The sequence below is a fragment of the Campylobacter sp. BCW_4332 genome, from assembly GCF_001763175.1.
Lineage (GTDB): Bacteria > Campylobacterota > Campylobacteria > Campylobacterales > Campylobacteraceae > Campylobacter_D > Campylobacter_D jejuni.
This window is the reverse complement of sequence record NZ_MJYF01000007.1, coordinates 23,482-40,869: the sequence shown is the minus strand read 5'-3', so window position 1 is coordinate 40,869 and position 17,388 is coordinate 23,482. Positions and strand designations below refer to the sequence as shown.

Annotated in this window: 17 protein-coding genes and 1 pseudogene; 14 read left to right on the top strand and 4 right to left on the bottom strand. The window is 29.5% G+C overall.

The features are described 5' to 3' along the window. Window positions 1-2: 2 nt before the first annotated feature. Window positions 3-1,388, bottom strand: coding sequence for a flagellar protein export ATPase FliI (gene fliI, locus AJN64_RS00335; protein ID WP_002854283.1), 1,386 nt, complete (start codon window positions 1,386-1,388; stop codon window positions 3-5). Next, on the bottom strand, window positions 1,388-1,960 hold the full coding sequence (gene folE / locus AJN64_RS00330) for a GTP cyclohydrolase I FolE (protein WP_002880936.1): 573 nt from the start codon (window positions 1,958-1,960) through the stop codon (window positions 1,388-1,390). Before folE ends, fliI begins: the two co-directional genes overlap by 1 nt. 143 nt (window positions 1,961-2,103) lie before the next feature. Between folE and tig the strand changes: the two genes are divergently transcribed. From tig to AJN64_RS00280, 10 genes are all read left to right on the top strand, one after another. Beyond that, the gene (gene tig / locus AJN64_RS00325) at window positions 2,104-3,438 is read left to right on the top strand and encodes a trigger factor (protein WP_070239802.1); all 1,335 of its coding nucleotides are present in this window, start codon (window positions 2,104-2,106) and stop codon (window positions 3,436-3,438) included. After that, window positions 3,438-4,022, top strand: coding sequence for an ATP-dependent Clp endopeptidase proteolytic subunit ClpP (clpP, locus tag AJN64_RS00320; RefSeq protein ID WP_002861003.1), 585 nt, complete (start codon window positions 3,438-3,440; stop codon window positions 4,020-4,022). Before tig ends, clpP begins: the two co-directional genes overlap by 1 nt. A gap of 35 nt (window positions 4,023-4,057) precedes the next feature. Next, window positions 4,058-4,585: a peptide deformylase gene (gene def, locus AJN64_RS00315; protein WP_002870676.1), complete on the top strand. Its 528-nt coding sequence runs from the start codon at window positions 4,058-4,060 to the stop codon at window positions 4,583-4,585. Further along, complete coding sequence (locus AJN64_RS00310; protein WP_052949939.1) at window positions 4,582-6,087, top strand: YifB family Mg chelatase-like AAA ATPase; 1,506 nt, start codon at window positions 4,582-4,584, stop codon at window positions 6,085-6,087. Before def ends, AJN64_RS00310 begins: the two co-directional genes overlap by 4 nt. A gap of 1 nt (window position 6,088) precedes the next feature. Then, window positions 6,089-6,787 (top strand): NYN domain-containing protein, encoded by a 699-nt coding sequence (locus AJN64_RS00305; RefSeq protein WP_002826913.1) that lies wholly within the window; start codon window positions 6,089-6,091, stop codon window positions 6,785-6,787. Beyond that, window positions 6,771-8,141 (top strand): bifunctional ADP-dependent NAD(P)H-hydrate dehydratase/NAD(P)H-hydrate epimerase, encoded by a 1,371-nt coding sequence (locus AJN64_RS00300; protein ID WP_002851837.1) that lies wholly within the window; start codon window positions 6,771-6,773, stop codon window positions 8,139-8,141. The genes AJN64_RS00305 and AJN64_RS00300 overlap by 17 nt, the downstream gene beginning before the upstream one ends. Then, window positions 8,132-8,698, top strand: coding sequence for a phosphoribosylglycinamide formyltransferase (purN, locus tag AJN64_RS00295; RefSeq protein ID WP_002851620.1), 567 nt, complete (start codon window positions 8,132-8,134; stop codon window positions 8,696-8,698). Before AJN64_RS00300 ends, purN begins: the two co-directional genes overlap by 10 nt. A gap of 71 nt (window positions 8,699-8,769) precedes the next feature. Then, entirely contained in the window at window positions 8,770-9,489 is a 720-nt protein-coding gene (locus AJN64_RS00290) for a TerC family protein (RefSeq protein ID WP_053872464.1), read from the top strand. Then, window positions 9,482-9,691 (top strand): alkylphosphonate utilization protein, encoded by a 210-nt coding sequence (locus AJN64_RS00285; protein WP_002933768.1) that lies wholly within the window; start codon window positions 9,482-9,484, stop codon window positions 9,689-9,691. The genes AJN64_RS00290 and AJN64_RS00285 overlap by 8 nt, the downstream gene beginning before the upstream one ends. 9 nt (window positions 9,692-9,700) lie before the next feature. After that, a complete protein-coding gene (locus AJN64_RS00280) occupies window positions 9,701-10,885 on the top strand; it encodes a metallophosphoesterase (protein WP_052781292.1) in 1,185 nt (394 codons plus the stop codon). A gap of 12 nt (window positions 10,886-10,897) precedes the next feature. Here the strand turns inward: AJN64_RS00280 and AJN64_RS00275 are convergent, their stop codons facing one another. Together AJN64_RS00275 and AJN64_RS00270 are read right to left on the bottom strand one after the other, a co-directional pair. Further along, window positions 10,898-12,256: a hemolysin family protein gene (locus tag AJN64_RS00275; protein ID WP_053872465.1), complete on the bottom strand. Its 1,359-nt coding sequence runs from the start codon at window positions 12,254-12,256 to the stop codon at window positions 10,898-10,900. A gap of 98 nt (window positions 12,257-12,354) precedes the next feature. After that, window positions 12,355-13,554, bottom strand: a complete 1,200-nt coding sequence (locus AJN64_RS00270; protein ID WP_002866340.1) for a putative transporter — start codon at window positions 13,552-13,554, stop codon at window positions 12,355-12,357. A 192-nt stretch (window positions 13,555-13,746) separates the two neighbouring features. Between AJN64_RS00270 and AJN64_RS00265 the strand changes: the two are divergent. From AJN64_RS00265 to AJN64_RS00250, 4 genes and pseudogenes are all read left to right on the top strand, one after another. Further along, window positions 13,747-13,877 (top strand): annotated as a pseudogene (locus tag AJN64_RS00265) (hypothetical protein). Then, the gene (locus AJN64_RS00260; RefSeq protein WP_053872467.1) at window positions 13,874-14,878 is read left to right on the top strand and encodes a Fe(3+) ABC transporter substrate-binding protein; all 1,005 of its coding nucleotides are present in this window, start codon (window positions 13,874-13,876) and stop codon (window positions 14,876-14,878) included. Before AJN64_RS00265 ends, AJN64_RS00260 begins: the two are co-directional and overlap by 4 nt. Next, window positions 14,878-16,494 (top strand): ABC transporter permease, encoded by a 1,617-nt coding sequence (locus tag AJN64_RS00255; protein ID WP_070292525.1) that lies wholly within the window; start codon window positions 14,878-14,880, stop codon window positions 16,492-16,494. Before AJN64_RS00260 ends, AJN64_RS00255 begins: the two co-directional genes overlap by 1 nt. Then, on the top strand, window positions 16,478-17,386 hold the full coding sequence (locus AJN64_RS00250) for an ABC transporter ATP-binding protein (RefSeq protein ID WP_083271904.1): 909 nt from the start codon (window positions 16,478-16,480) through the stop codon (window positions 17,384-17,386). The genes AJN64_RS00255 and AJN64_RS00250 overlap by 17 nt, the downstream gene beginning before the upstream one ends. The last annotated feature ends 2 nt before the right edge of the window (window positions 17,387-17,388 follow it).

Sequence of the window (17,388 nt, the reverse complement as noted above, 5' to 3'; positions counted from 1 at the left end):
TTTTATTTTAAATTAGGATTAGGCAAGGTTGCACTTGCACTTCCTACATTTATATTTTGAGTTGGTGGCAAAGGAGTATTTGGTGTATCAATTTGACTTAAAAGCTCTAAAGTTTGATTAAATTCGAAGCTTTCTTCAGGATTTTGTCCTAAGAATTTTTGCATAAATTCTTTTTTAGAAATAGCTTCATCAAGTTCTTTATCACTTCCTTTCTGATAAGCACCGATGCGAAGCAATACTTCATTTTCTTTTAAAAGCGAGTTTAAACGCTTAAATTTTCTTGCCCAAAGTTTATGTTCAGGACTTATAATGTCACTCATCACCCTTGAAGCGGAGTTTTGTATATTAATAGGAGGATAAATTCCAAAGTCTGTTAATTCACGGCTTAAAACAATGTGTCCATCTAAGATAGAACGACTTTGATCGGCGATTGGATCGCTCATATCATCTCCATCTACCAAAACGGTAAAAAAGGCTGTTATAGTGCCTTTACCTTCTTCTTTACCCGTTCTTTCCATGAGTTGAGGCAAAAGACTTAAAACACTTGGCGGATAACCTTTGGTTGTAGGAGGCTCCCCAAGAGCTAGTCCAATTTCTCTTTGTGCCATAGCAAAACGCGTTACACTATCCATGATAAAAAGTACATCTTTGCCCTGTTCTTTAAAGTATTCTGCCACACTCATTGCGCAAAAAGCACCGTATTTACGCATCAAAGCACTATCATCACTTGTAGCAACAATAATCACTGTATCATCGAGCTTTCCGCCTAAATTTTTTTGTATAAATTCAGGAATTTCACGCCCCCTTTCTCCTATGAGCGCCACTACCTTTATAGGAGCTTTGGAATTTTTAACTATCATTCCCATAAGAGTGGATTTTCCTACCCCACTTCCTGCAAAAATACCAAGTTTTTGCCCTACACCACAAGTTAAAAGTGCGTCTATAGTTTTAACACCCACGGGAAAAACTTCTTCTATAAGCCCTCTTTTCATCGCATCAATAGGTGCACGCATTATAGGCATATATTTACTTACTTCTATAGCTCCTTTACCATCTTTTGGACGCATAAAAGGATCTACTACTCTGCCTAAAAGTTCATCGCTAACGCCTATTTGCATACCTGCATCACTTATGAAAGCACGATCGCCTATTTTAAAACCTTCTATAAAAGAAAAAGGGCTTAAATAGCTAAATTGTTCTTTGATTTCTACAACCATAGCTAGAGTGTTTAAATTTTCATTTTCATTGGAAACTAACTTCACTATATCTCCAACCCCTGTTTTAAGCCCACGAATTTCTATGCTTGTAGCAGAAATTTTTGTAATCTCTCCAAAAATAGCACTTAAATTTTCTTTACCGAGTTTAGAGCGTAATTTTTCAAGATTCATTAAAATCTTACCTGTTTAGCAGAGTTTATGAGAGAAAAAAATTCCTCTCTGGTTTTTTCATTTTTCAAGAAAATTCCACGCAAAGCTGAAGTTGTAGTGGTGGAATTAGCTTTTTGCACTCCACGCATTTCAACACACATATGTCTTGCTTCTATGACTACACCCACACCTTTTGCATCGACATTTTCCATTAAAGCTTGTGCGATTTGTTCGGTAAGTTGTTCTTGAATTTGAAGTCTTCTTGCAAACACTTCTACAAGGCGTGGAATTTTGCTTAAACCTACTACTTTTTTATTAGGGATATAGGCTACATGAGCACGCCCAAAAAAAGGTAAAAGATGATGTTCGCAAAGACTGTAAAATTCTATATCACGCACCAAAACCATTTCATTATTAGAGCTTTCAAATAAAGCATTATTTAAAATATCTTTGACATTTTGCGTATAACCACTAGTAAGAAATTCATAAGCTTTAAAAACACGATTTGGTGTTTTAATCAGTCCTTCACGATTTGGATTTTCTCCTATAATTTCAAGCATAGTTTTAACACAATCTTCAAATTTTTTTTGCAAACTTTTCTCCAAAAATATTTTTATTATTTTAATAATAATGTAATATTGCAATTTTATCATAAATTACTTTAAAATTTTATGCAAGTAATAAGGAAAAATTTGCTATGATTGAAAGCAAATTTTATTTTATAAGGAAAAAAACTATGGAAGTAAAGGCAAAGCAACTAGATTCTGTTAATGCGACTGCTAGTGTAAAAATTCCTTCAGGAATCATTAAAAATGAAGTAGAAAATTTAGCAAAAAAAGCTTCTAAAAGCGTAAAAATGGATGGGTTTAGACCAGGAAAAGTTCCTGTAAGTGCTGTACTTAAAAGATATGAAAGAGAACTCACTCAAGACGCAGAACAAAATCTTTTTAAATCTGCTGTAAATAGTGCTTTACAAGAACTTAAAAAAGAAAGTAAAGAGCTTGTAGGTGAGCCATATTTTGAAAAATTTGATCGTAAAGATGGAGAAATTATTGCTGAGTTAATACTTTCTTTTAAACCTGAAATTAAACTTGAGGGTTATGAAAAACTCATCCCTGAATATCAAACTCCAAAAGTAAGTAAAAAAGAAATTGATGAGAAAAAAGATGAACTTTTAAAGCGTTTTGCTACTCCTGAAGCTATAAAAACAAAAAGAGCTTTAAAAGAAGGTGATTTTGCAAAATTTGATTTTGAAGGTTTTGTAGATGATAAAGCTTTTGAAGGTGGTAAAGCTGAAAATTATGTTTTAGAAATTGGTTCTAAGCAATTTATTCCAGGTTTTGAAGATGGTATGATAGGAATGAAAATAGGTGAAGAAAAAGATATCAAAGTAACTTTCCCTAAAGAATACGGTGCAGCGCATTTAGCAGGTAAAGATGCGGTATTTAAAGTAAAACTACATGAAATTCAAGAGCTTAAAATTCCAGAGCTTGATGATGAAATGCTTAAAAAACTTTTACCAGGAGAAGAAAAAACTAGTGTTGAAGTTTTAGATGAAAAATTAAAAGAGCAAATCAAAAATGAAAAGCTTTTTAAACTTGCAAATGACGAATTAAAAGGTAAATTTGCAGATGCTTTGATTGAAAAATATAATTTTGATTTACCTAAAAGCATAGTAGAACAAGAAACTGATATGCAAATGCGTGCAGCTTTTAATACTTTTAGTGAAAAAGAAATTGAAGAGCTTAAAGCAAGTAAAGAAAAATATCAAGAAAAACGTGATTCTTTTAAAGAAGAAGCGCAAAAAAGTGTAAAACTTACTTTTATTATTGATGAGCTTGCAAAATTGCGTAAGATTGAAGTAAATGATCAAGAATTGATTCAAGCGATTTATTTTGAAGCATATCGCTATGGTATGAATCCAAAAGAGCATTTAGAAAACTATAAAAAACAAGGAGCTTTACCTGCTGTGAAAATGGCTTTAATTGAAGAAAAACTTTTTAATGATATTTTTATGCCAAAAACAGAAAAATCGGAAAAAGCGAGCAAAAAAGAGAAAGAAGATAAATAATGTTTATTCCTTATGTTATTGAAAAATCCAGTCGTGGTGAAAGAAGTTATGACATTTATTCACGCCTTTTAAAAGATAGAATTATTATGCTAAGTGGCGAAATTCATGATGAACTTGCTGCTTCTATCGTAGCACAACTTCTTTTTTTAGAAGCTGAAGATCCTACAAAAGATATTTATCTTTATATTAATTCTCCAGGCGGTGTCATTACAAGTGGTTTTAGTATTTATGATACTATGAACTATATCAAACCTGATGTTTGTACGATTTGCATAGGACAAGCTGCTTCTATGGGAGCATTTTTGCTTAGTTGTGGCGCAGAAGGAAAGCGTTTTGCTTTGCCTAATTCACGCATTATGATTCATCAACCTTTAGGTGGAGCTAGAGGTCAAGCCACAGATATTGAAATTCAAGCTAAAGAAATTTTAAGACTTAAAACTATACTTAATGATATTTTGGCAAAAAATACTAAGCAAAAAGTTACAAAAATAGCAAAAGATACAGAAAGAGATTTTTTCATGTCAGCACAAGAAGCTAAAGAATATGGACTGATTGATAAGGTTTTGGAAAAAAGTTTTAAATGATTTCTTTGGAGATCATTTAAAACAAAGGTTTTTTAATGGTTAGAAAAATTATCACTTATCCTAATCCTAGACTTTTTTTAAACTCTGAAATTGTAAATAAATTTGATGCAGAACTTCACACCTTGCTTGATGATATGTATGAAACTATGATAGCAAGTAATGGAGTAGGTTTAGCAGCTATTCAAGTGGATATTCCTTTGCGTGCTTTACTTGTGAATATTTTTGATGAAAATGATGAACAAAAAAAAGAAGATTTGCTAGAGATTATTAATCCTGAAATTATTCCTTTAGATGAAGAAATGATCACTTGCACAGAAGGGTGTTTGAGTGTGCCAGATTTTTTCGAAGAAGTAAAACGCTATAATCATATCTTACTTAAATATCAAGATCGCTTTGGAGAATTTAAAGAACTTGAAGCAAAAGGTTTTTTAGCTGTGGCCATTCAACACGAAAATGATCATTTAAATGGACATTTATTTATAGAAAAAATTTCTTTTGCTAAGCGTCAAAAATTCGATAAAGAATTTAAGAAAAAGAAGAAAAATCATAAAAAAGAGAAATGAAAAAACTAAAGTGCATAAGCTTTCATGAAGGCTTAGACATTATAGAGGTAGAATCCACTTTTACAAGAGGTTTGCCAAATTTAAGCATAGTAGGACTTGCAAGTGTAGCGATTAAGGAAAGTATCGAACGCATCAAAGCCACGCTTTTAAGTTGTGATTTTGCTTTTCCTGCTAAAAAAATTACTATCAATCTTAGTCCTTCAGGCATCCCAAAAAAGGGATCTCATTTTGATTTGGCCATTGCTTTATTAATCCTTTTGCAAAATGAAGAATTAGATGACTTTTTTGTAGTAGGAGAATTAGGACTTGATGGAAGTATTAAAAGCACTAACGAGCTTTTTTCTTTGCTTTTGTTTCTCTCTGCTAAAATTAAAAAAGCTAAAATCGTTGTTCCAAAAAGCATAGCTCAAAAAGCTTCCATGATACCAAATTTGGAGGTTTATGGACTTGAAAATTTAAATGAAGCAATAGAGTTTTTTAAAGAAAAAAATTATGAAAATTTTCACTTCTCGCACAATCATCCTTTATTTACAAACCCTTTGCAAATAGAAAATGAAATTTTTTTACAAAATATGGATTTTAAACTTGATTTTAAAGACATCAAAGGGCAGGAAAAAGCTAAAAGAGCTTGTATGATAGCTGCTTTAGGTATGCATAATATCTTATTTGAAGGAAGTCCAGGAAGTGGTAAAAGTATGTGTGCTAAACGCCTTGTTTATATCATGCCTCCTCAAAGTTTAAGTGAAATTTTAATGCAAAATGCTTATATGTCTTTAGATTCAAAAGATTGTGAATTTACTAAAATTCGTGCTTTTCGTCATCCTCATCATACTTCTACAAGAGCAAGTATTTTTGGCGGAGGAACAAAAAATGCTAGAATTGGAGAAGTCGCACTTGCAAATGGTGGAGTATTGTTTTTTGATGAATTTCCACATTTTAACAAGCAAATCATAGAGAGTTTAAGAGAGCCTTTAGAGGATCATAAAATTCATATTTCAAGAGTAAATTCTAAAATCACTTATGAAACAAAATTTAGCTTTATAGCTGCCCAAAATCCTTGTCCTTGCGGAAATTTATTTTCTAAAAATCTTTCTTGTGTTTGTAGTGAAAATGAGATTAAAAAATACAAAAATCACATTTCAGCTCCTATTATGGATAGGATTGATCTTTATGTAGCTATGGATGAGATCAGCAAGGATGATAAAACGAGTATAAGTTCTAAAGAAATGAGTGAAAAAATTTTACAAGCTTTTATTTTTGGTAAAAAACGGGGGCAAAAAGAATTTAATGGGAAATTAAAAGATGAAGATTTAAGTCGTTTTTGTGTATTGGAAAAAGATGCCAAAGATACACTAGATTTAGCAATTTCACGTTATAATCTTTCTTTGCGATCACTCAATAAAATTTTAAAAGTTTCAAGAAGTATAGCGGATTTAGAACAAAGTCTTAATATTAACAAAACCCATATTTTAGAAGCTTTAAGCTTTAGAGCAAGGAATTAAAATGGAAAATAAAAGTATAGCTATCTTTATAGATGCAGAAAATATCCCTGCAAAATACGCTAAAAGTATTTTTGATATCGCTTCAGATTATGGAGAGGTTATCATTAAACGCATTTATGGAGATTGGACTCAAAAAAATATACAAGGTTGGAGAGAGCAAATTGCTGAATATTCTTTAATTGCTATGCAACAATTTAATTTTGCAGCCAACAAAAACTCAAGCGATATGTATTTAATCACTGAAATCATGTCCATATTTTATGAAAAAAACATAGATATTTTTGTTATTGTTTCAAGCGATAGCGATTATACTTCACTCATTCAAAAATTAAGAGAAAATAAAAAACAGGTTATAGGAATGGGGCTTGAAAAGTCTATAAAATCTTATGTAAATGCCTTTAGTGAATTTTTTTATTTAGATAAAGATGAGAGTAAAAAAGAAGATATTTTAAGTAAGGATTATTTAAGAGCTTTAATCAATATCACCGAACAACTTATCGATGAAAAAGGACGTGCCGAATACGCACAAATCCGTACTAATATGAACCGCAAATACTCGGATTTTCATCCGCAAAATTATGGTTTTAAGAATTTTCGTGCTTTGATCCAGAAATTTTTACCCAAAATGAAAAAATTTGAAGAAGAAAGAGAAAAAAATATATATTTTTTGGTGAAAAAAGATTATGAAAGCTATTATTGATAATATAAAAATTTTAGAACAAAATGCTATAAATAAAGGCTTAGATGAGCTTATTTTAATGGAAAATGCGGGATTAAATTTAGCCAAGCTAATTAAAAAAGAAGCTAAAAAAATTCGCATTCAACGCAAGATTAGAAAAGTAAAAATACTTTTTTTATTAGGCGGGGGTAACAACGCTTCAGATGGCTTGGTGGCTTTAAGAAATTTAAAACACGCTAAAGCTTATAAAATAGGCTTTAAAGAAAATACGCTTTTTAAAAAACAAGAGCAAATTTTACAAAATTATGCTTTTAAATTTTGTAAAAAAGAACCCAATTTTAAAAAATTTCATATTATCATTGATTGTATTTTAGGTACAGGTTCAAATCGTTGTTTAGATGAAAAAACAAGTTTAATTATTCAAAAAGTTAATCAAAGTAAGGCTTTAAAAATAGCTTGTGATATACCTACAAATTTGGGATTTTATCCTTGTTTTAAAGCTGATATTACATTTTGTATGGGAGCTTTAAAGGAAATTTTACTTGAAGATTTTGCTAAGGAATTTGTAGGAAGGATTAAAATAGCCAATTTAGGCATTAGATCTAAGAAATTTTACCCTAATTCTCAAGCTTTTTTGCTTGAAAAAAAAGATTTAAAAACTATAGATAGAAAAATCAACGCCAATAAAGGAAATTTTGGCCATATTTATATAGTTGCCAATGCAAGTGCTGGAACTTTAGCAGGACTTGGAGCCTTAAATTTTGGAGCAGGTCTTGTTTCTTTAGTAGCACAAAAAAGTTTCTCGCCTCTTTTGATGTTAAAAGAAAAAATTGAAAATAATGCAAGTGCTATTGCTTTAGGTATGGGGCTTGAAAATTTGGATTTTCTAAAAGATGAAATTTTGCAAAACACTCCTTTGATCTTGGATGCAAACTGCTTTTTAAGTGAAGCTTTGCTTTGGTATTTAAACAGAAAAGATGTTGTTATAACCCCTCATCCAAAAGAATTTATAAAACTTTATAAAATGTGCTTTGATGAGAATTTAGATATAGAAACATTGCAAAAAAATCGCTTTTTCTATGCTAGAAAATTTTCACAAAATTATGATTGTGTTCTTGTTTTAAAAGGAGCAAATCCTATTATTGTGCAAAAAGAAAAATTATTTGTTGTAAATTTAGGAAATCAAGCCTTAGCTAAAGGTGGGAGTGGAGATGTTTTAAGTGGAATGATTGCTGCACATTTAGGTTTTGGTTTTAGCGCTTTAGAAGCAGCAAAAAATGCTACTTTAGCTCATGGACTTGTTGCAAAAAAATATAAATTTAATAAAAATAGCTTTGACGCTTTAAAACTTATCAAAGGATTAAAATGCTTGTAAAATTAGCTGTACTTTTTAGTGGAAATGGAAGTAATTTAGAAAATATTTTAGAAAAACTTCATAAAAAAACCATAGGGGAAAATACCTATGAAGTAGTACTTTGCATTTGTAATAAAAAAGATGCTTTTGGTGTACAAAGAGCAAAAAAATTTGGTCTTGATACTGTCATTGTTGATCATAAGGCTTATAATACTCGTGAAGAATTTGATACGATTTTGGTACAAAAAATCAAAGAAAGTGGAGCAAATCTTACTGTATTAGCAGGTTTTATGAGAATTTTAAGTCCTGTTTTTACAAAAAATATTAAAGCAATTAACCTTCATCCTTCTTTATTACCCCTTTTTAAAGGAGCACATGCGATTAAAGAAAGTTATGAAAGTGATATGAAAGTGGCTGGAGTCAGCGTGCATTGGGTCAGTGAAGAACTTGATGGTGGAATGATTATAGCTCAAAAAGCTTTTGAAAAAAGAAATTTGAGTTTTGAAGAATTTGAAGAAAAAATTCATAGTCTAGAACATGAAATTTTACCCTTAAGTGTGATTGAAATTTTTTCTTAAAGAATTAAAGGTATTTGCTTTAAAACTATAAAATATCGCTTTAAAAAATTTTAAAATTTTCAAGGAAATTTATGTTTGAATGGATATTTAGTATTGATGCTTGGATTACTTTAGCTACTTTAAGTGCTCTTGAAATTGTACTAGGGATAGATAATATCATTTTTTTAGCTATTTTAGTAAGCAAACTACCCCCTGAACATCGTGATAAAGGACGTATTTTAGGTTTAGCTTTTGCAATGATTACAAGAATTTTACTTCTTTTATCTCTTTTTTGGGTGATGAAACTTGTAACACCTTTGTTTAGTGTATTGGACAATGAAATTTCAGGAAGAGATCTAGTTCTTTTACTAGGTGGGCTTTTCTTGATTGTAAAGTCTATTAAAGAAATTAAAGAGCAAATTTCTCATCAAGAAGAAGGCCAAAGTCATTTTAAAGCAAGCAATAAACTTTGGATAGTTGTAGCTGAAATTGCTGTGATTGACATAGTGTTTTCGCTTGATAGTGTTATTACCGCAGTAGGAATTGCTCAAGATGTAACCATCATGATTATCGCTGTTATTATCGCAGTAGCTGTGATGCTTTTTGCTTCTAAACCTATAGCAAATTTTGTTGAAAAATATCCAAGCATTAAAATTTTAGCCTTAGCTTTTTTGGTGTTAATAGGCGTAGTTTTAGTTGCTGAAAGTTTTGATATTCATATTGATAAGGCATATATTTATACTGCTATGGCTTTTGCTTTAGTGGTGCAAATTTTAAATATTTTAGATCAAAGAAAGGAAAAAAATGGCTAAAGACGCTAATGGAACAGAACTTAACGCAGGTGATAGCGTGAGTGTAATAAAAGATCTTAAGGTTAAAGGTGTAAGTACAACTTTAAAACGTGGAACTACTATAAAAAATATTAAGCTCACTTCTAAAGAAGGTGAAATTGAGGCTAGAGTAGACAAATTTGGAGTTATTGTTTTAAAAACTGAATTTTTAAAGAAAATCTAGGCAAAGAATGTGCGAATCTTACTTGTTTTAAGAGGGAATTATTACGCAGGACAAGAAGAATTTATCAAAAATAATAAACTTCAAAATTATACACTTGATTTAAATGCTTTGCGTCTTTTATCAGGAAGCGTTAAAAATATAGTCAGTGAATATAAAATTTTAAATGTTAAAAATGATGAAGATTTGAGTAAAATTTTACTCAAACTTCTAGAAATGCGTATGCAAAAAGGTGAATTTTGCATCATAAACGCTTACAATGAAACATTAAAAATTTATAAAGACTTAGCTAAACAATATCGCTATAAAATGTATGTTATTGTTTTTGATAGCTCTTTAAAACAATGTCAAGAAAAAAATCTTTTAGAAGCTAAAAAAAATGGATATATCATCCCTTATGCTCTTTTGGAAAAAACTCAAGATTTACTCAAAAAAAATCCAAAAAAATACCCAATTTTAGACTCAAGAGACTGGAAAAAATGTCTTTACCAAATGCCAAATTTAAGCAAATACAAAAAAATTCATCATATAGGAGATTTACAAGGTTGTTATAGTGTTTTAAAAGAATACATTAAAACAATCAAAGAAGATGAATTTTATATATTTTTGGGAGATTATATCAACAGAGGTATAGAAAATGGCAAAGTAATAAAATTTCTTTTAAAAATTTGCGAAAAAGAAAACGTATGCTTATTAGAAGGAAATCACGAAAGACATCTTATAAAATGGGCTAATGGAGAATTGTCAAATTCCAAAGAATTTAATGAAAATACTTTAAAGGATTTTAGAAAAGAAAAACTTACTCCAAGAGATGCTAGAAAACTCTATCCTCATCTAAAAGAATGTTTATACTACAAATTCCAAAATAAATTCATATTTTGTTCACATGGAGGAGTAAATTTTATACCCTCCAAACCTGAAAAAATAAGTTTTATACCAAGCCATGATTTTATTTATGGTGTAGGTGGATATGAAGACAGTCAAAAAGTAGCAAATCAATTTTGCAATTTCACCTCGGACAATCTTTATCAAATCTTTGGACACAGAAATAAAGAAAAACTTCCTATGAAAATAGCCAAAAGAGTATTTTTATGCGAGGGTAAAATAGATGATGGTGGATATTTACGCGTAGTTACACTAGATAAAAAAAGTTTTGAGTGTATAGAAATTAAAAACCAAATTTACAAAAAGAAATAAGCCTAAAGAGGCTTATTCTTCATCTTTATTTGTTTTTTTAACCACCTTAACACGCTCTATAGAATTCCCATCCATTTTTTTAACTTCATAGTAACAAAGTTCATCTTCAATGCGATCTCCTACCATAGGCAAGCGTCCTAAAAGATTAAATACATAACCACCTATAGTAACTTGTTCTAAATCCTCATCATAGTTTATTACAAGCATTTCTTCAACAGTTTCTATATCGCATCGTCCTTGAAATTCATAGATATTTTCAGCAAGTTTTTTATAGCTGTCTTCTTCATGCTCGCTTTTAATTTCGCCAATAATTTCTTCCATGATATCTTCCATGGTTAAAATTCCAGCAGTTCCACCATACTCATCAACTACTAATGCAGTATGAGAGCGTTCTTTATTCATCATTACAAGTACTTTTGAAATGCTGATATTTTCAGGAACCAAAATCAAAGGTTTAACAAAAGTATCTAAATTTTGACTTTTATGGCTTAATTCATTTTGTATTATATCTCGTATGTGTATCATCCCTAAAATAGTATCTTTAGAACCATCAATATAAGGAAAGCGAGTATGTTTATATTCACAAATGATTTGCATATTTTCTTCGTAACTTTTTTGTTTATTTAGACAAATCATATCTTTTCTAGGAGTCATAATCTCTTTAGCAACAGTATCTGAAAAATCAACAGCATTGCGTATGATCTCTGTTTCAAATTCATCTAAAACTCCACCTTTTTGACTCTCACTTGCTATGATTTTAATTTCTTCTTCGCTATGAGTTAGCTCGCTTTCTTTAGCAGGTTTTATTCCAAAAAGTTTCAAACTTATAGCTGCTAAAAAATCGAAAATTTTAATACAAGGCAAAAAGAGTATCCAAAACCAATGAAGAGGTCTAGCTATAAATAAAACCGCTTTATCTGCAACTGCAATAGCTATACTTTTTGGCACAAGTTCTCCTAAAACCACATGTAAAAGAGTAATAATGCTAAAAGCAATAATGAAAGCCATAGTGTGGATAATAACAGTGCTAAAACCAAGATTAATAAGCGGAATTTCTAGCATTTTTGCAATAGCAGGCTCACCTATCCAACCAAGAGCTAGAGAACTTAAAGTGATTCCTAATTGACAAGCACTAAGATAAGTATCAAGTCTTGAAGTAACCTCGAAAGCTTTCTTGGCACCAGCTTTTTTTTCTTTTACCATCTCTTCAAGCTTGGAACGACGTACTTTAACAATACTAAATTCAGACAAAACAAAAAAACCATTTAAAAACACTAGAGCAAGTGCAACAACAACCATAAGTATAGAATATCCTGCATCAAAAGATGCTGTAGAAGTTTGGTTTAAATCCAAAACCTGACTGGGGTCCAATGAAGCTCCTTAAGAAATAAAATATTATTAAACCTTATTATACACAATTAAAAGTAAATTTAATATTTGAATTTTTTCTTGTATTTTATAAGAAAAAACTAAGACTTATAAGAAATATTTTTCTCAAATTCTTTTAAACGCTTATATATACTTCTAAGTTGAGTGATAGTTGTCCAGTTTGTGATAAAAACACTAAAAGAGCTTCGTACTTGATCAAATGCATTATTAATCTGCATTACAATACCAAGTCCTATAGCTCCGGCAAAAAGCCCTGGTGCCATGATTAAAAATGGCACTATAACTATCATTTGCTCAAATAAAATGAGCCAAATATTAAAATATCCATAATGTAAAAAAAGTCTTTTATAGTTAAATTTAAGCCCTGTAAAAAGCTCTATCATAGTCTCATTTTTAGCGTATTCTTTGCGATTATCCTCAGCATAAACAAGCTCTTTTCTAAAAGCTGCTTCAGCTTTTTGATTGTTATATTCAAGTCCAGGAAGCTTAATACCTACAAACCACGACACAACCAAGCCTCCTAAAGAAATCAAAAGTGCAATATAAACAAGCAAACCATCAATGTTTTTTAAAAAATAAAAAGAAGAATTTTCGCTTAAATTTGCAAATAAAGCTTTACTCACAACATCACTTAAACTCCATAAAATCGGAATAAATGCTACAAGGGTCATCAAAGCTTTTATAAAACTAAGTCCTAAACTCTCTACAATTTTAGAAAAATTATAAGTATCTTCTTGAATTCTTTGCGAACTTCCTTCTATATTATCATCTTTATTTTTCCAAAATTTTAAATAAGAAAAAGTCATAGCCTCACGCCACTTAAAAGCATAGACGCTAGCAAAATAGATATTAATCGTAGCGATTAAAACATAAGGAATAGCAATAGCCAAAAAAACTAAAATCAAAGCATAAAAATCATTTGCTGAATAATTTGGCTTTTCAATCATAGCCCTAGAGTTGAAAAAATATTCTAATAAATTTTGATAATAATACAATGCGCCTTTATTGATAAAATTAGCTTTTTGGAAATTTTGCTCAGCTCTTTGATTAGCCTCTTGGATTAAAGTGGTATTATTTTCAAGATTTTCTTCTATTTTTTGCGTAGAATTAGAATCCAAAAGTTCTATTTTTGGCTTTTGTAAAACATTGTAAAAATCACTATACCATGAATTGATTGCAACGTTTAAGCTTGTTTGTATATATAAGAAAAATAACAGTAAAAAAAGTCCCAAATAAGCCCATAAAGCCCATTTTTTACTTGCAAAAAATGAAGAAAACATGCTACTACCTTTTAAAAGAAAAATTTTAATCAACTTTATTTAATCAAGAGTTTATTAAAAATCATAAATTTATCAACACATGTGTCAAAAATAAACCTCTTTATTCTTTAAAGAAATATAAAAATATAAAGATTACGTCATATTTACTTTTTAATATTAATATTTCTTATCAAAATATCTAAAAAGGAATTAATGTCTATGAAAAAAATAATTTTATTTTTACTATGCGTTGGCTTTGCTTTTGCTTGCTCTGAACATTCTCATACCGATTTTAAAGATCTTAATAAAACCGAGTATAATTCTCAATAAAGGATAAAATATGAAAAAAATCTTTCTTATGTTTTTAACGGCTTTTTCATTTTTAGGTGCTAGTGAGCTTAATATTTACTCAGCAAGACATTATAATGCTGATTTTGAAATCATAAAAAAATTCGAAGAAAAAACAGGTATTAAGGTCAATCATACTCAAGCTAAAGCTTCAGAACTTATTAAAAGACTTTCTCTTGAAGGAAGTAATTCCCCTGCTGATATTTTCATCACAGCTGATATTTCAAATCTTACAGAAGCTAAAAATTTAGGACTTTTATCCCCTGTTTCATCAAAATATTTAGAAGAATTTATACCTGCTCATTTAAGAGATAAGGATAAAGAGTGGTTTGCGATTACAAAAAGAGCAAGAATTATTGCTTACAACAAAAACGCAAATATCGATATTAGCAAAATGAAAAATTATGAAGATTTAGCAAAAGCTGAATTTAAAGGAGAAATTGTTATGAGAAGTGCTACAGCTCCTTATAGCAAAACTCTTTTAGCATCTATTATAGCTAATGATGGAAATAAAAAGGCTAAAGCATGGGCTAAAGGTGTGCTTGAAAATCTTGCGACAAATCCAAAGGGTGGAGATAGAGATCAAGCCAGACAAGTATTTGCAGGCGAAGCTAAATTTGCAGTTATGAATACTTATTATATAGGGCTTTTAAAGAATTCTAAAAATCCAAAAGATGTAGAAGTGGGGAATTCTTTGGGTATTATTTTTCCTAATCAAGACAATAGAGGAACGCATATTAACATTAGCGGTATTGCTATGACAAAATCAAGTAAAAATCAAGATGCGGCTAAAAAATTTATGGAATTTATGTTAAGTCCTGAAATTCAAAAAATTCTTACTGATAGTAATTATGAATTTCCTATAAGAAATGATGTAGAATTAAGCCAAACGGTAAAAGATTTTGGAACTTTCAAAGAAGATCAAATCCCTGTGAGTAAGATAGCAGAAAATATTAAAGAAGCGGTTAAAATTTACGATGAAGTCGGTTTTAGATAATGTATAAAACCTTAAAATACTATAAACTCGGGGCAATTTTACTTGCCCTTTTTCTTGCTTTACCTATTTTTGGTATTTTTGCTGAACTTTTTTATATTTTATTTCAAAATTTTAATACAAGTGATTTAACCCAATTTTCATCTATTAAAGAAAATTTGAGTCATTTTTTTGATTATTTATTTTTAAAATTCATCAAAGATACTTTTATAATTAGCATGGGAGTATTGTGTTTAAGCTTGATTTTGGGTGTGAGTTCTGCTTATTTGATCGCAAATTATGATTTTTATTTCTGTAAAATTTTAGAAAAATTACTCATTTTACCCTTAGCCATACCTGCTTATATTTTAGCCTTTGTTTATGTGGGAATTATGGATTTTCAAGGATTTTTTCACGAAAATTTTGGCTTTAGGATAGATTTTTTCAATCATTATGGTGTTATTTTTGTTTTGGCTATTTCTTTATATCCTTATATTTATTTATTTGCTAAAACAGCTTTTAAAAGTGAAGCTAAAGAGGCTTATGAAGTAGCTAAAATCATGAAATATTCTGAATTTAGAATTTTTACACGCGTGGCACTTTTGAGTGCAAGACCTGCCATTTTTTCTGGAGCTTTATTGGTTTTAATGGAAACTTTGAGTGATTATGGTGCAAGTGCTTATTTGGGAGTGGATACTTTTTCGGCTGGAATTTTTAAACTCTGGTATGATTTGAATGATTCTTATTCTTCTAGTGTTTTATCGGGTATTTTAATGCTTTTTGTATTTTTGATTATGTATGTGGATTATTATTATAAAAATAAACATCATTATAGTTTTAATCAAAATTTAGCTCTTTTTATCAAAAAAAGAAATTTAAATCCTATTAAACAAATTCTATCCTGTATTTATTGTTTTATGATTGCTTTTGTAGGTTTTATTTTACCTTTTATTTGGCTAGTTTATTGGGGGCTAAAAGATCATAAGCTTTTTGAATCACAATTTTATATTATCAGTTTTCAAACTATAATCTTAGCTTTAGTCACTGCTTTAATTACCACTTTTTTAGCTTATTTTTTGATGTTTAGTTCTAGGATAGTTAAAAATCATTTTTTTAATTTATTTATTTTAAAAATAAGTTCTTTGGGTTATTCTATACCTGCTGCTGCTTTAGGGATTAGCATTATAGTACTTTTTGTATTTTTGGATAAAATTTTTCATATGAGTTTATTAGGAAATTCTTTACTTGTTCTTGTTTTTGCTTATATAATTCGTTTTTTAGCGAGTGCAATTTATTCTTTAGAAGGAGGATATAATAAAATTCATCTAAATATTGATGAGGCAAGTTTAAATTTAAGAGCGAGTTATTTTATTTTATTTTTTAAAATTCACACACCTTTAATGAAACATTTTTTATTTTTAGCTTTTATTATTGTTTTTATTGATACGATTAAAGAACTTCCTTTAAGTAGAATTTTAGCGCCTTTTGGCTTTGAAACTTTAAGTGTTAAAGCTTTCTGGTTTGCAAGTGATGAAAGAATTTATGATGCAGCTTTGCCTTCCTTGTTTATCGTTTTTCTTTCTTTAATGGTTGTTGTTTGGATGGATAAAATCACAAGGAAAGATGATGTTAGAAATTAAAAATTTATCTAAAAATTTTGGAAAAATACAAGCTTTAGAAAATATCAATCTTCATGTCAAAGAAGGAGAATTTTTAAGCATTTTAGGAGGTAGTGGAAGTGGAAAAAGCACACTTTTAAGGATTATTGCTAAGCTTGAACAAGCTAGTTCTTATGATTTGTTTTCTTGCAAAGGTGAAGTGGCTTTGATGTTTCAAAATTATGCTTTATTTCCTCATTTAAATGTTGAAAAAAACATACTTTTTGCACTTTATGATAAAAAAGATAAAAATCAAATTTTAAATCATTTGCTTAAAACTTTTGAAATTGAAGATTTACGATATAAAAAAATCGATGAAATTTCAGGAGGGCAAGCGCAAAGAGTGGCTTTTGCTAGAGCTATAGCAAGAGGATGTAAGCTTTTGCTCTTAGATGAACCTTTTTCTAATTTGGATCAAAATTTAAAACAGGATTTAAGAAGAGAATTGAAAAAAATGATAGAAAATCAAGGCATTACGGCTATTATGGTAACTCATGATATTGAAGATGCTTATTGTATGTCTGATCAAATCGCTTTTTTAGAAAAAGGAAAAATTTTAGCTCATGCAAATCCTAAAGAACTTTATTTTAAACCTGATTTTAAAAGTGCACAAATTTTACCTGATTTAAATATCATAGAAGAAAAACTTGATTTAGAAGATGAATTTTTTGCTTGGATAGCTTCAAAAAATTATATTTTTGGTTATGCAGAGCTTAAAATAGGAAATCGCTTTGAGGCTAAAATTTTACAAAAAGAATTTTTAGGGGCTTTTTGTAGGCTAAAATTACTTTATAAAAATATAATTTTTTTTATTTTGGTGAGTTCAAGTTATGATTTAGAAGAGAAAATAAGTTTTGATATTATCAATTTTTAGTT